The sequence below is a fragment of the Thiovibrio sp. Mzg5 genome, assembly GCF_055379285.1.
Window position 1 is genome coordinate 1,881,644 of sequence record NZ_AP022872.1, and the last position, 14,717, is coordinate 1,896,360.

Here is a 14,717-nt window from a genome sequence, read left to right on the forward strand (position 1 = left end):
AGATGTCATCGGTTTTCATTTTCAAAGCGTCAACCATAGTTAAGGACACATCATGGCTCTGCGAGAGATTGTCACCTACCCCTTTCCCATCCTTAAAGACACGGCCAAGCCGGTGACCGACTTCGGCCCCGAACTTGAAAAGCTGGTGGCCGACATGGCGGAAACCATGTACGACGCCCCCGGCGTCGGCCTGGCGGCCCCGCAGATCAACATCCCCCTGCAGCTCTGCGTCATTGATATTTCGCCCAAGGATGCGCCCAGGGAGCTGATCGTGCTGGCCAACCCCAAGATCATCAAGGGCGAGGGTCAAGAGATCGACGAAGAGGGGTGCCTCAGCGTGCGGGAGTATTGCAGCAACGTACCCCGCTATGCCAAGATCTGGGTGGAAGCGCAGGATATCACCGGCCAGCCCATGAGTTTCGAGGCGGAAGGCTATTACGCCCGGGTGATCCAGCACGAGCTCGATCACCTGCACGGCACCCTGTTCATCGACCGGATCAGCTCCCTCAAGCGAACGCTCTACAAAAAGAAGCTCAAGAAAATGCTCAAAGCCGAAGAGGAGCAATAGCCGGTGGCAACCAACAGGTACCGCATCATCTTCATGGGCACCCCGGATTTTGCCGTGCCCTCGCTGCAGGCGCTTCTCGACCACGGAGAAGAGGTGGTCGCCGTGGTCTGCCAGCCGGACAAGCCCAAGGGCAGAGGCCGCAAGCTGGCCCCGCCGCCGGTCAAAGAATTGGCCCTGGCTGCGGGCCTTCCGGTACTCCAGCCGACCAAGGTCAGAACCCCTGAGTTTTTGGAAGAGCTCCGCGCCTATAAGCCGGATCTTATGGTGGTAACCGCCTATGGCCGTATCCTGACCGGGCCGGTACTCAGCCTGCCGCGCTTAGGCACCATCAACGTACACGGCTCACTCCTCCCCAAATACCGGGGCGCGGCGCCGGTCCAGTGGGCGGTGCTCAACGGCGACCCGGAAACCGGCATCACCATCATGCAGATGGACGAGGGCATGGATACCGGGGACATCCTTCTGCCGGTGCGCCTGGCCATCGAACCCGACGACACCGCCGGCACCCTGGCCGTCAAGATGGCCCAACTCGGAGGCAGGCTGCTCATCGAGGCCCTGGAACGGCTCAAAACAGGGAACCTCCCCCCGCAGAAACAGAACGACAGCCTGGCCACCCCTGCCCCGCCGCTGTCCAAGGAATTGAGCGCAATCGACTGGCACCGATCGGCCCGGGAAATCAGCTGCCAGATCAGAGGGCTGGACCCATGGCCCATGGCGCACACCACCCTGGAGGGCAAGTGGCTGCGTTTTTTTGCCCCGCAGGTGATCCCTGGCCCTGTCCGCGAAGCGCCCGGCACCCTGTGCCGAGCCAACAAGGCAGGGCTGGTGGTGGCCACGGGTGAAGATTATCTCCGCCTCGGCGAGGTGCAGCTTGAAGGGGCCAAGCGGATGAGCGCGGACGCCTTTCTCCGGGGCAGACCGCTTGCTTCTGGCATCAGGTTCCCCACATGACCCGGTTCCTGAAAAGCCGCATCTTCTACCTTCTGCTCATTCTTGCCGGGATTGCTGCCGTTACCTTCTACGCGCTCCAGGAGGACAACCTTTTCGGCAGAATCCTTTCCTATTTGCAAAATTCACGGCAGCACGGGGAACAGATCCGGGAGGTCATCCTGGCCAAAGGCATCTTCGCGCCGCTCATCTTCATCTCCCTGCAGATTCTCCAGGTCCTAATCGCCCCCATCCCCGGCGAGGCAAGCGGCGTCTTGGGCGGCTACCTCTTCGGCGTCCTGCCGGCCTTTGTCTATTCCACCCTGGGGCTTACCATCGGTTCCTGGCTGGCTTTCATGGTCGGTCGTCTGCTGAGCGATCTGGTCCGCCGTCGTTTGGAACACACCGCCCTCTACCGGCGCTTCAACCACCTGGTCGGCAAGGGTGATTTCATCATTCCCTTTGTGCTCTTTCTCCTGCCCGGCTTCCCCAAAGATTCCCTAGCCTATCTGTTGGGCATGAGCCACATGCCGCTGCCGGTATTTCTGTTCATTACCTTTGTGGGCCGGATGCCGGGCACCCTGCTCCTTTCCTTCCAGGGGGCCGAGATCTATCAAGGCAACTATCTGAAATTTGCGATTCTCCTGGGACTTTCCGCCCTAGTCGCCATCCCCTATGCCTTCTACCACAAGCGGATTCTCGCCTGGCTCACCCATTACAGCAGACGGTCCTTTCCCAACGACACCCCCAACAACCTTGATCCTCCGGAAAAAAATGACTAACCCGCGCACCCTCGCCTATATCGACTGTTTTTCCGGGATCAGCGGCGACATGTTCCTTGGTGCCCTGCTCGATGCCGGGTTACAGGAAGAGGAGTTGCAACGCCAGCTGGCCCTGCTTGGCCTTGACGGTTATACCCTAACCGTGGGCAAAAAGAATTGCGGGGCCATCGCCGCCACCACGCTCTCGGTCCAGACCGTTGAGAGCCATCCGCACCGCACCTTGGGGGATATTAGGCAGCTCATCACCGCAAGCAACCTCGCAGAGCCGGTCAAGGCAACAGCGCTTTCCATCTTTTCCCTGCTGGCCGAGGCCGAGGCCAAGGTGCATGGCAGGCCGGTGGATACGGTGCATTTCCATGAGGTGGGCGGAATCGACTCTATTGTTGATATTGTCGGCACGGCCATCGGTCTTGGTGCCTTGAATATCACCCACCTGCATTGCGCCCCCCTGCCCATGCCGCGCGGTTGGGTCCAGTGTGCCCATGGCCTGCTGCCCCTGCCCGCACCCGCAGTCTGCGAACTGCTGCATGGGGTGCCCACCTACGGAGTCGAACTGAGCCAGGAGCTGGTCACCCCAACCGGGGCTGCCATCGTCAAGGCTCTGGCCACCAATTTTGGCCCCATGCCGACCATGACCATAACCGGTGTAGGCTACGGGGCCGGCAGCCAGGAACTGGCCAATGGCCAGCCCAATCTTCTGCGCCTGGTGCTCGGCACCGCCCGCATCGCAGTCGAGGCCCTGGAGGTGGAGGTGATCGAAACCCATCTGGACGACTGGTCGCCGGAAACCTTTCCCTATCTCAGTGAACGGCTATTTTCCTTAAGCGCCCTGGATGTGGCCCTGATCCCCATCCAGATGAAAAAGGGGCGGCCCGGCTTCCTCTTGCGGGTGATCTGCGACCGGGCGGCATCCCTACCGATTAAGGAATGCATCTTGAGCGAAACCACGGCCATCGGGTTGCGTTTCCGCACGGAGCAGCGCTGGACCCTGCCCCGGGAAGGGGGTACGGTTCCCACCCGCTGGGGCGAGGTGCGGGTAAAAAAGGTAACGACTCCGGCCGGGGAGGTATTGACCCCGGAATATGAGGACTGCAAACGGGTGGCAATCGCAAACAACGTGCCGATCAAAGAGGTGTACGCCGAAGTGGGATGCGCCGAACGCGAAAAGTTTAAAGGGGAAAGGTAAATGGATCGATTGTTCATGGGTATCGCCACCGGTTTTGGCGCGGGCTATCTGCCCAAGGCCCCCGGCACCTGGGGCTCTCTGCTGGCCCTGCCCTTGCATTTTTTTCTGCGGCAACTGGCGCCGAACCATTATGCCCTTGCCTTGGGAGGTATCTTTTTCATCGCCGTCATCACGGCCGGGCAGGCGGAAAAAATTCTGGACCGCAAAGACCCGGGCGTGGTGGTGATCGACGAGGTCATCGGCATGCTCATCACCCTCATTGGTGCGCCGAACAACCCCTTGATCTGGCTGCTGGGTTTTCTCCTTTTCCGTTTTTTCGACATCTTCAAGCCCTACCCCATCCGCCTCATCGACCAGCGGATCAACGGCGGCATGGGCATCGTCCTGGATGATGTGCTGGCCGGGATTTACAGTCTCATCGTCCTGCAAATTTTCTGTTATGCTATAATAGGATAGAGGAAAAATCTCCCCTGGACCCAGGCCTTATGGTAGTGGCCTCATAAAACCGGGCCGCCCTCCGTTCCAAGGACACTTTCCCCACGGAGAATGCCATGTCAAAAATTCTCGCCACCGCGCGGCAGTTCTTTCCCCTGCCGCCACTCTGGCGCCGCCGGCTCTCCATCCTGGGTATCAGCCTCGCCACGCTGCTCACCGTCTATACCATGGCGGGGTTCTTCCTGGCCCCCTACCTCATCTCCCGCTATGCTCCGCAGTATGCCGAAGAGCAGCTCCGGTGCAAACTCCTGCTCGGCAAGGTGCGGATCAATCCCCTGCTCTTTACCTGCGAGGCCGAAGACCTCCGCCTACAAATCAACGACGGGGACGAACCGCTCTTCTCAGTGCAAAGGCTCTTTGTCGACTTCGAGCTCGAAAGCGTCTTCCGCCGGGCCTGGACCTTTAGAGACCTTGTCATCGAAAGCCCTTCCCTGCATCTGGTGATCGGCAAGGATGGCCGCCTCAACCTGGCCGAGCTGATTGAGAGGCTGCCAAAATCAGAACCGCAGCCAAACACGGGAAAGCAAACTTCCCCACGCCTGCTGCTGAAGCACCTGGCCCTATCCGGCGGCACGGTGCAGCTAGCCGACCATTCCAAAACAAAGCCCAGCAGCACCACGGTTACACCCATTGCCCTTGAGCTCAAAAACATTTCCACCCTGCCGGAACACCGCGGCGCCTATACTGTTTCCGCCTCCCTCCCTGACAGCGGAACCCTTGGCTGGCAGGGAGAAATGTCACTCGAACCGCTCTCAGCCACCGGCGCCATTGAACTCAAAGACTTCAAGCCTGCCGGAATCTGGCACCTCTGCCAGGACCGATTAAATCTGGTGGAGCCAACCGGCACGGCGCAGCTGACGGCAGGCTACAATTTTTCCTCCAGCAACGGAAAATCCGAGCTGCGGATAAACCCCATCCGCCTTGAAGTGCAGGGCCTATCTCTCACCGAAAAAAACCAGACAGAGCCGCTCCTGAACATCGAGAGCCTCACCGCCTCGGACGGCCACATTGACTTTGGCACCCGCCAAATCTCCTTTCCCTCCATTATTCTCAAGGGTGGTCGCTTCGCGGCCATGGTCAATACCGCAGGGGTCGGCAACTGGCAAAGGCTTGTCAAGGCAACGCCTAACCCTCCGGCCACAAACACCAAAGCCGACACCGACAAGACGCCCCCTTGGCGGATTGCCCTCGACTCTTTCACCGCCACCAACCTCGGGCTGCATTACAGCGATGCCAGCCGCGCCACCCCCATCAGCCTGAAGGCAAATCTTGCCCTTTCGCTGTCCGGAGGCAGCCTCGACCTCGGCCGACAGGAAGCCTTGGTCAAACGTCTTGCCCTTACCGGCGGGGAAGTTACCTATACCCAAAATCCGCTCAACCACAACAAATCTGCAAAACAAAACATCCGGTCCGTGAACGGACAGAAATCAACACCGCGAGAAACCGGGCCGAACCAAAAACATCCCTGGAAAATGGTGCTCAACCAGCTCGACGTTTCCGGGTTTCGCCTTGGCTTTGTCGACCAGAAAAACACCCCGCCCCTCACCTATGAGCTGACCGACCTGAAGGCTCAGGTAAAGGATTTTGGCAGCACCGCCGACACACCGGTCTCCTTCGAGGCTCAGGCGGGAATACGCTCAGGCGGCTCAACCCGCCTGAGCGGAACCATAGCGCAATCAGCCGGCAAACTCGGCCAAATCGAGGGCCAGGTCGGGATCACCGAGATGAACCTCAAGCCGCTTGCCTCCCTGGTTACAGAGCATGCCGCCCTGTCCCTGGTTTCCGGCAACCTCTCGACAAACATGCACCTGCGCTATGCCACGGGCGAGACAGAGCCTTCACTCACCGTGAAGGGCGAGGCAACGATCGGAAAACTGCTGCTCAACGAGGAGGGAACCGGGGCGCGCCTTCTTGCCTGGAAAGAACTTACCGCCAGCGGCCTTGACTTCGGACTCAACCCGGACCGGCTGACCATCGAGCAGATTCGGCTGCGGGAGCCGGGGGTGAAAATCACCATCTTCAAGGACAGGAGCCTCAATCTGGCCAAGATTCGCAAACAGGCAAAAGAAGACGAAACAAAGAAGCCGCCCTTTCCCGTGGCGGTGGAACGGGTCCGCCTGGATAACGGGGTGGTCGATTTTGCCGACTTGAGTCTGGTCCTGCCCTTTGCCACCCGGATCGAGCAATGCAAGGGCGCGGTCACCAGCATCTCCACCAAGCCGGCCAGCCGCGCCTCGCTCAAATTCGAGGGGAAAGTCGGCGAGTTCGGTCAGGCCAAGGCCAAGGGCATCCTGATCCCGTCCAACCCCAAGCAGTTCACCGACATCAAGGTCACCTTCCGCAATGTCGCCATGATGCCCCTCTCCCCTTATAGCGCCACCTTCGCCGGACGGCGCATTGCCTCGGGCAAACTCAACCTCGATCTGGGCTATGACATCAAGGACAGCGAGCTGCTCGGGGAAAACTCGGTGGTGCTGGAAGATTTTACCCTGGGCGAGCGGGTTGAGAGCCCAAGCGCCATGGACCTGCCCCTGGACCTAGCCATTGCCCTGCTCACCGACAGCGAGGGCAAGATCGATATCGCGGTGCCCATCCGGGGCAACATCGACCATCCGGAATTCTCTTACGGGCACGTGATCAGGCAGGCGTTGTTCAATCTGCTCACCAAGATCGTGACCGCGCCTTTTCGCGCCTTGGGCTCCATGTTCGGCACCAGTTCCGAAAATCCGGACACCATCCTCTTCGAACCGGGCCGGGCGGAGCTGGCTCCACCTGAGCAGGAAAAACTTAAAAATGTGGCAGAGGCTCTTGGCAAACGGCAACAGCTCCAACTCACCGTGCATGGCGGGTTTGAGCCTGGCCTTGACGGTACGGCAATCAAGAGATCGCAGCTACGCCGGACCCTGGTACAGAAATTTGGGACCAAACCGGGCTCCCCGGCCTTTGACAACGCCAAAACCCAACGCGCCCTGGAAAAACTGGGCGAAGACAAGTTGGCCGCCTTTCAGTCCGGCTATGAAGAAACCACCGGCCAAAAGGTCAAGCGGGTCAATCCGGCTCTTGCCTTGCTCGGAAGGGCCAGCGAGGATTCCGCTTTCTATCGAGCCCTGTTTGACCATCTGGTGGAAACCGCACCCCTGCCCCAAGCGGAGCTGCAGACCTTGGCCGAACAACGTGGGTTGGCCATCGTCCAGGAACTCACAAGCCGATTCGGAGGGGATACCGCCAGGATAAGCACCGGCGCTCCCGTGCAGACCGAAGAACAGGAGGAGGGTGTCCCTGCCAAGCTCGAATTAAGCCTTCGCTGAAAAATCAGCGCCTGCCGGAAAATATCCCCCACATTCTTAAAAAAAACTCTGCGGCCTTGCCAGGGGAGAAAGGCTGGACAAGGCCGCAGTCGCCCCGGCCACGAGGGAAGGGCGCAGCCGGTGCTGAGGGCGATCACTGGGCGCGGACCTTGCCACCAATCATAAAAGCCGCGCTCACCAAAAAGATATTCTTCACGATATATTGCCCTTCCAAGGACAACCCAAAGGGCGGATGGGTAAAGCAAATTTCCGGCAGCAGGAGCAAGGGCAGCATCGTCCCCGGCAACTGGAGAAGCAGGAACAGCAGGGCGATGCGGATCAACGGCCGATAGAGGAGACACAGGCCTACGGTAACTTCCCACCAACCGAGAACCGGCAAGAAAATCTGCGGAGAAACCCAGTAGACCGTCCGCTTGATCAGCTCCGCTTCCGGACTCATGCCCAAAGGCTTCAACAAGCCGAACCAGATAAAGATGAAGGCGATAGAGTACCGCATCAGGGGCTGGCAGTAACGGTCCATCCCCGCGGAAATCCTGATGTCGGCTCGGTCAAGCCAGGCGTACACCCGCATGCTCCTCCCTCGCCCGCACTTTCCTCTCAAAATAAGGCAGTCCCGAGGTGGCATACACGGATTTGTACTCCGTGTACCGCGTGTCGTAGGAAAATTGCGGGATATGGGCATTGGTCAGGATAAAGCTTTCCAGCTGCCTGATCTGTCCCTCGGAAAGCTCGCCAAAACGGACCCGTCTTTCCCTGACGAAATAGTCGCTTGAAAAAAAACGGGAACACACCTCATCGGCCATGATCTCAAAGGGAATCCCCTGGATGTGCTGGCCGCTGTGGGTAAAGAGAATTCCTTCCACCGGCAGTTCCTGCGGCGGAGGATTGTCGGCAATGTATGAAAACGAGACGCCGCCCATGCTGATGTCGAGCACTCGGCCGACCCCCTGATGAAACACATACATCTCCAGGCGCGGGGTGAAGCGGGGGAATTTCCCGTGCTGCTCGCCCGGTACATGGCTGACGTGGGCATGCTTGCCGCCCCCGGTATCGAACCAGTTTCCCGCCCGATTTGCCGACGCCTCTCCACTTCTGACCGGAGTGGCGTTGCGAACCGGGGCAATCCTGCAGATGGCATCTTCTGACTTTCCCATGACCATTCCTCCTTTTTGCTGAAATATCTTTCGACTCGGCCAGCCAGACCCTTGGGCCCAGGAAAACGACCCTTGCCTGTTTCCTCTCCCGTGCTGCCTTGACCTTGAAGACACTGTAACGAACCCCAATGATAAATAAAAATTAATAATATAGATGTTTATGGCAAGTTTTACTTATGGTAAATACTGAGGAAGAATGCCAGCCCAACCATCATCACGCGAGGAACCCCTGATGAGCATTACCCTGAGACAACTGGAAATCTTCGTTGCCGTAGCCGAAACCCAGCAGGTGACCAAGGCAAGCGAAAGACTGTTCCTGACCCAATCGGCGGTGAGCATGGCCCTCAGCGAGTTACAGAACCAACTGGGCGGCCCTCTTTTTGACCGCCGGGGCCGCACTCTGTTGATCAATGACCGTGGCCGCTACCTCCTGCCGTTCGCCAAGGAAATCCTCTGCCAGATCAACAACATCGAGACCATGATGACCGAGAAGAAGGACAAGGTTGTCGGCGCCCTCAAAATCGTGGCCAGCTCCACCGTCGGCAATTATGTCCTGCCCTACCTGATCGGCGCCTTCAAGCAGATGCATCCCTCGGTCGCCATCGACATGGAGGTCTGCAACACCAGCCATGCCGAGGAACTCATCGTCGGCGGCAGCATGGATCTGGGTTTTGTGGAAGGCGAGGTCAGCAATGACCAGATTGCCACGATCCCCTGGCTTCAGGATGAGCTGATGGTGATCGCCAGCCCGGCCAGCGAAATAGGCGCCCATAAGACCTTCCGGGTGCCGGAGGATCTGGAGAAATGCGAGTGGGTCATGCGGGAAAAGGGCTCGGGCACGGCCCAGATCTTCAAGAAGAAACTGGGCCGCCACGTCACCGGACTCAAGGTGGTCATGGAACTCGGCCATACCGAGGCCATCAAAAAGGCGGTGGAATCGGGGGCAGGGGTCGCCTGCCTCTCGAAACTGGCGGTCTGCCGGGAAGTGGAACAGGGGTGGCTGGCAGGGCTGCCCGTGGAGGGCATCGACATGCAACGAACCCTGCAGATCATCCAATACAAGAAAAAAGCCACCACCAACCTGATGGAGGAATTCATCAACTTTTGCGCCCTGCTCAACGAGTGCAGTCAGGGCTGCGCCTGCCTCTCCTCGCTCTGGAAACTGCAGGATCTGCTGGCAAAATCCTGCCAGCAGCCAGGGGCGTGAGCCGGTGCTCTTATCCCACAGCTTGACAGGGTGGAGTTACTTCTGTAAACAGAGCGGGATTTGGACCGGCGCGGAACAACAACCCCAGAGGAATTGACAACTTATGATAGTTGATCGTTTGCATCATTGTACATCGTACCCCTTTGGCAAAGCATGGCAGCTGGCCTTTGATTTTCTCCTCTCGTTGCCCCACGACGCGGAAGAAAAAAAGTACCCATTGCTTGGCGATGACCTCTTCGCCATTGTTATGAGCTATGAAACCCGCGCTCCGGAAATCTCCGAGCTGGAAGCGCACCGGAAATATCTGGATATTCAGGTAGTTATCACTGGCGAAGAGGTGATTGGCTGGAGACAGGCCGATGAACTGGAGATTGAAAAACCGTATGACGGGGTTAAGGATGTGGAGTTATACAAACACCCCAAACAAGGATTGCTCCGGGTGGATTTATTCCCAGGAAATTTTATGGCGTTGTTCCCCCACGATGCCCATATGCCATCGCTGATGACCAAACAGGGTCCAGTCTTCACCAAAAAGGTGGTGGTCAAGGTAGGCATGCATCTCTTGTGAGTTTATCCCCTCCCCTTAAAAAGCTCTAATCCTCTCCCTCGGTTGTCTTGCAAAACTCCTGAATCTCGCCAAGAAAATCCGCCCCGTAGCGTTCCAGCTTGTGGGCGCCGACGCCGTGGATTCGCAAAAAGGCCTCATTGTCGGTGGGCAGCTGGGCTGCCATCTCAGCCAGGGCGACATCGCTGAAAATAACAAAGGGCGGCACCCCGGCCTCGTCGGCCAAACTCTTTCGCACCACGCGCAGCCTGGCAAACAGCTCCTGATTGCACTCAAGATCGCCGACCTTGCGCCGGACCGCCTTGGGCAAGGCAGCGACCTTGGCCCTGGGTTTGGCCATGCTCAGGGTTTGCTCCCCGCGCAGCAGGGGCCGGGCCGCCTCGCTCAGCTTGAGCACCGAGTAGTTGGACACATCCTGTTCCAGATACCCCTGCTGCACCAGATGACGGAGAATGCTGCCCCAGTACTCCTGGCTTTTGTCCGCACCGATGCCATAGGTGGAAAGCCGGTCATGCCCCAGTTGCAGGAGCCGCTCCTTTTTTGAGCCGCGCAGCACCTCGATCACATACCCCACCCCAAAACGCTGCTCCACCCGAAAAACGCAGGACAACGCCTTGCGGGCGTCTTCCGTCACATCGACCAATTCCGGGGGGTTGAGGCAGATATCGCAATTCCCGCAGTCTTGCTCCAGACGGTCGCCGAAATAGCCGAGCAGCACCTGGCGCCGGCAGCTCAAGGCCTCGGCAAAGCCCACCATGGTGTTGAGTTTGTGGAGTTCGATCCGCTTCTGTTCCGCATTGTCACTGTTCTCGATCAGGCCGCGGGCCAGGGCGATATCGCCATAGCCGAACAGGAGCAGAGCCTCGGCGGCCAGCCCGTCGCGGCCGGCGCGGCCTGTTTCCTGATAATAGCTTTCGAGGTTCTTGGGAATGTCGTAATGCACCACATAGCGGATATTGGATTTGTCGATGCCCATGCCGAAGGCCACTGTGGCAACGATGATCTGGACATCGTCCCGCAGGAAATCCTCCTGCACCCGCTGCCGCTGCCCCGCTGGCAGCCCGGCATGGTAGGAGGCTGCGGAAAACCCGGCCTCCCGCAGCTGCTCCGTCACCTTCTCCACCCGCTTCCGGCTCAGGCAGTAGACGATCCCTGCCTCCTCCCGCCGCCCCTGCAAAAAATTGGCAAGCTGGGCAACAGGCTTGTGTTTTTCCAGCACGGTGTAGCGGATATTGGGCCGGTCAAAGCCGGAGACATAGCATTGGGAAGGGTTCAGACCCAAACGTTCGAGGATATCCTTGCGGGTATGGGGCTCGGCCGTGGCGGTGAGGGCGATCAGGGGGATGTCGGGAAAGAGCTTGCGCAGCTGGCCGAGTTTGGCGTATTCGGGACGGAAATCGTGGCCCCACTGGGAAATGCAGTGCGCTTCGTCGATGGCAAACAGGGCGATGGGGATCTCGCGGAGCCGCTCGACAAACCCGTCGCTCATCAACCGCTCCGGCGCGACATAGAGCAGGTCCAACTCCTCCCGGTGCAACTGGGCAAGAACCTGGCGGGCCTCCTCGCTCTTGAGGGACGAGTTGTAAAAGGCCGCCCGCACCCCGCAGGCGAGCAGGGCATCCACCTGATCCTTCATCAGGGAAATCAGAGGGGAAATCACGATGCCCACGCCTTTACGGTGCAGGGCCGGGATCTGATAACACAGCGACTTGCCGCCGCCGGTGGGCATCAGGACAAAGGCATCTTCCCCCCGGATGAGTCCTTCAATGATCTCCTGCTGCGGGGGTCGAAAGGTGGTATAACCGAATATCTTCTTGAGGCTTTCCAGGGGGGTGGTGTGCATGCGATTCAAAGATCTTCTCCCATATTTTTAATCGATCTTTGATCTTACCCATCACGGCAACACTCCCGCCACCCTTTATCGCCTATCCCGAAAAAAATTACCGCCTGACAGCTTCCTAAACATAGCGCTGCATTGCATGCTGCAATCCCTCCCGGGAAACCTCCTGGAGGGCAAGCGGCCCGTTTTTGAGGACCGCGAACTGTTCCTCGAAGAGCGGCTTTTCTATCTGGTAGATAACGCCGAGCGGAATACGCTCCCCGAATTCCAGGGCGATGCGCAGGGCCTGGCCATGATCGGCCGGATCATGGTCCTCACCAAGTTCATAACAATGTTCCTTGTACCATTGATAGGTGTTGACCTTGTTGAACGACACGCAGGGTTGCAGGATATCGACCAAGGCCGTGCCCCGATGCTTGATGGCCTGGGCGATGAGGGTGGCGAGATGCTCCGGCATGCCGGCATAGCCGCGGGCCACAAAAGAGGCGCCCATGGTCACCGCCACGGCCACCGGGTTGAAGGGCGCGGCAAAAGCGCCGTGGGGCTGGGCTTTGGTCACGAACCCCTGCTCCGAGGTGGGGCTGGCCTGACCCTTGGTAAGACCGTACACCCGATTGTCGTGCGCCAGGATGGTGAGGTCGAGATTGCGGCGCAGGGCCGCGAGGAAATGGTTGCCCCCTTCTCCGTACATGCAGCCATCGCCGCTTTCGGCGATCACGGTGAGTTTCGGATTGGCAAGCTTTGCCCCGATGGCCACGGGCAGGCTGCGGCCATGCAGGCCGTTAAAAACATTGGCCTTCAGATAATGCGGGGTTTTAGCTGCCTGGCCGATACCGGAAACCAACAATACCTGATGGGGCGCAAGGTCGCAGGCAACCAGGGCGTGCTTCAGGGCATTGAGAATCCCGAAATTGCCGCAACCGGGGCACCAGGCGGTTTCGTATTTGCCGTATTCCTCGATGGATGTCATACTTTTCCCTCCCCAGCTGTAAGGCGTTCCAGACGATCCAGGATGTAACGAGCGGTAAAGGGCAGCCCGTCATAGCGCGCTATCCGGCTTGGCATGGCAAAGCCGGTCTCCCGCTGGATGAGTCGGGCAAACTGGCCGGTGGCATTACCCTCCACGCAGACGACCTTGCCGGAAGCCTGGAGAATATCGACAAACTGGGCCGGGACCAGCGGCCAGACCTGGGAAAAATGGAGGCTGGCGACACTCCTCCCCTGTCCGCGCAGATCAGCGACAGCCTCCAGCACAGGACCCTGGCTGGAGCCCCAGCAGACGAGGAGGAGGTCCGCGCCTTTTTCCCCGGTAAGCTCGGGGGCAACGGCCTCCTGCCTGAGCAGCGCGGATTTACGGAGCCGCTTCTCCACCATACCGATGCGCACCCCGTGGTCTTCGCTGATATGGCCGTCTTCGTCATGCTCGTCGCTGTCCGCCACCACCAGATGCGCTGACATTCCCGGCAACAGGCGGGGCGAGATGCCGTTGTCCGTAAAACGATAGCGCTGGTAAGGGGTCGCCACGGCATCCGGCTCTTCCCCCGTCCTGACCGGGGCGATGGCCGCCAGGTCAAAAGGCGCCACCGGCCGGGAGGAATCGGCCAGGAACTGGTCGGTCAGGAGAAAAATCGGTAATTGGGCCTGCTCGGCCAGGGCCAAGGCCTTCTGGGTCAACTGGTAGCAGGCCTCGATGCTGCCCGGGGCAAAGATCGCCCGAGGAAATTCGCCATGCCCGGCATGGAGGACGAATTCCAGATCCGCCTGCTCGGTCCGGGTGGGCATGCCGGTGGCCGGACCGGGCCGTTGGGCCACCGCGATCAGTAGCGGCGTTTCGGTCATGGCGGCCAGACTGACCCCCTCGGCCATCAGGGCAAAACCGCCGCCCGAGGTGGCCACCATGCTGACCGCTCCGGCGAAAGCCGCGCCGATGGCCATGTTGATGGCACCAATCTCGTCCTCCGCCTGCTCGATCACGCAGCCCATGACCTCGGCATGGCTGATCAGCTCAAGGACAATGGAGGTGGCCGGGGTCATGGGATAAAAGGCGCAGAACTTGAGGCCGCTGGCCAGAGCGCCCAAGGCAATGGCCTCGTTGCCGCTCAGCAAAAGACGATCCGCTTTCGGTGCCCCGCCGGTCAGGGTTAAGCCATGCTCCGGCATATGGGCCGCAGCCCAGACCCGGCTTTTCTCCATGACCTCCCGGTTTTCGGCCAAGGCTTCCGGATGTTTTTTGCCGAGCATCGCCTCCAGCGCCTGATAGAGCGGTTCTGAGGGAATACCCAAGATTTCGCCGAGCAGGGCGAGGGCCGCGGTGTTCCAGAGCCGCTCCGGACCAAGTTCGGCAAAGGGCACCGCAATGGTGCCCGGCAGATCCGGGGCAAAGGCGGAATCAGCAATGAGCAATGCCCCGCTGGTCAGCTGGCCGCGATGCAGCGCCACGGTTTCGGCATTGAGCGCCACCAGAATATCAATGGACTCGCGGGGCGCGAAAAATGGCCCCTTGCCCAGGCGAATGGCAAAGGTGTTGTGCCCGCCGCGAATCCTGGAATGATAACTCTGGCTGACAAAAATCTCATAGCCGGCACGGACCAGCGCCTTACCGAGCAACTGACCGATAGTGACCAACCCCTGACCGGCTTCCCCGCCAATAAGCAGATGGATGTCCAGTGGCATGATCCGTGGCTC

The 14,717-nt window shown here is 59.4% G+C and carries 13 protein-coding genes; 8 read left to right on the top strand and 5 right to left on the bottom strand.

Going from position 1 to position 14,717, the window contains the following annotated elements; genetic code table 11:
- The first annotated feature begins 52 nt into the window (after positions 1-52).
- The 6 genes from def (at position 53) to ACZ46D_RS08585 (ending at position 7,266) form a co-directional block, all read left to right on the top strand.
- Positions 53-568, top strand: coding sequence for a peptide deformylase (gene def, locus ACZ46D_RS08560; RefSeq protein WP_464927028.1), 516 nt, complete (start codon positions 53-55; stop codon positions 566-568).
- A gap of 33 nt (positions 569-601) precedes the next feature.
- A complete protein-coding gene (gene fmt / locus ACZ46D_RS08565; RefSeq protein ID WP_464929275.1) occupies positions 602-1,519 on the top strand; it encodes a methionyl-tRNA formyltransferase in 918 nt (305 codons plus the stop codon).
- Entirely contained in the window at positions 1,516-2,277 is a 762-nt protein-coding gene (locus tag ACZ46D_RS08570; protein WP_464927029.1) for a TVP38/TMEM64 family protein, read from the top strand. The genes fmt and ACZ46D_RS08570 overlap by 4 nt, the downstream gene beginning before the upstream one ends.
- Entirely contained in the window at positions 2,270-3,463 is a 1,194-nt protein-coding gene (larC, locus tag ACZ46D_RS08575) for a nickel pincer cofactor biosynthesis protein LarC (protein ID WP_464927030.1), read from the top strand. The genes ACZ46D_RS08570 and larC overlap by 8 nt, the downstream gene beginning before the upstream one ends.
- Positions 3,464-3,919: a phosphatidylglycerophosphatase A family protein gene (locus ACZ46D_RS08580; RefSeq protein WP_464927031.1), complete on the top strand. Its 456-nt coding sequence runs from the start codon at positions 3,464-3,466 to the stop codon at positions 3,917-3,919.
- 95 nt (positions 3,920-4,014) lie between these two features.
- Entirely contained in the window at positions 4,015-7,266 is a 3,252-nt protein-coding gene (locus tag ACZ46D_RS08585) for a DUF748 domain-containing protein (protein ID WP_464927032.1), read from the top strand.
- Between the two features lie 133 nt (positions 7,267-7,399).
- Here the strand turns inward: ACZ46D_RS08585 and ACZ46D_RS08590 are convergent, their stop codons facing one another.
- Positions 7,400-7,837, bottom strand: a complete 438-nt coding sequence (locus tag ACZ46D_RS08590; protein ID WP_464927033.1) for a hypothetical protein — start codon at positions 7,835-7,837, stop codon at positions 7,400-7,402.
- On the bottom strand, positions 7,815-8,420 hold the full coding sequence (locus ACZ46D_RS08595; protein WP_464927034.1) for a PilZ domain-containing protein: 606 nt from the start codon (positions 8,418-8,420) through the stop codon (positions 7,815-7,817). The genes ACZ46D_RS08590 and ACZ46D_RS08595 overlap by 23 nt, the downstream gene beginning before the upstream one ends.
- A 232-nt stretch (positions 8,421-8,652) precedes the next feature.
- Between ACZ46D_RS08595 and ACZ46D_RS08600 the strand changes: the two genes are divergently transcribed.
- Positions 8,653-9,627, top strand: a complete 975-nt coding sequence (locus tag ACZ46D_RS08600; protein WP_464927035.1) for a LysR substrate-binding domain-containing protein — start codon at positions 8,653-8,655, stop codon at positions 9,625-9,627.
- Positions 9,628-9,730: 103 nt separating this feature from the next.
- The gene (locus ACZ46D_RS08605; protein WP_464927036.1) at positions 9,731-10,195 is read left to right on the top strand and encodes a NanQ anomerase/TabA/YiaL family protein; all 465 of its coding nucleotides are present in this window, start codon (positions 9,731-9,733) and stop codon (positions 10,193-10,195) included.
- A gap of 25 nt (positions 10,196-10,220) precedes the next feature.
- On the opposite strand, the gene recQ is transcribed toward ACZ46D_RS08605, so the two are convergent.
- The 3 genes from recQ to ACZ46D_RS08620 form a co-directional block, all read right to left on the bottom strand.
- Entirely contained in the window at positions 10,221-12,035 is a 1,815-nt protein-coding gene (gene recQ, locus ACZ46D_RS08610) for a DNA helicase RecQ (RefSeq protein WP_464929276.1), read from the bottom strand.
- Between the two features lie 115 nt (positions 12,036-12,150).
- Complete coding sequence (locus ACZ46D_RS08615; protein WP_464927037.1) at positions 12,151-13,002, bottom strand: 2-oxoacid:ferredoxin oxidoreductase subunit beta; 852 nt, start codon at positions 13,000-13,002, stop codon at positions 12,151-12,153.
- The gene (locus tag ACZ46D_RS08620) at positions 12,999-14,705 is read right to left on the bottom strand and encodes a 2-oxoacid:acceptor oxidoreductase subunit alpha (RefSeq protein ID WP_464927038.1); all 1,707 of its coding nucleotides are present in this window, start codon (positions 14,703-14,705) and stop codon (positions 12,999-13,001) included. The genes ACZ46D_RS08615 and ACZ46D_RS08620 overlap by 4 nt, the downstream gene beginning before the upstream one ends.
- Between the last annotated feature and the right edge of the window lie 12 nt (positions 14,706-14,717).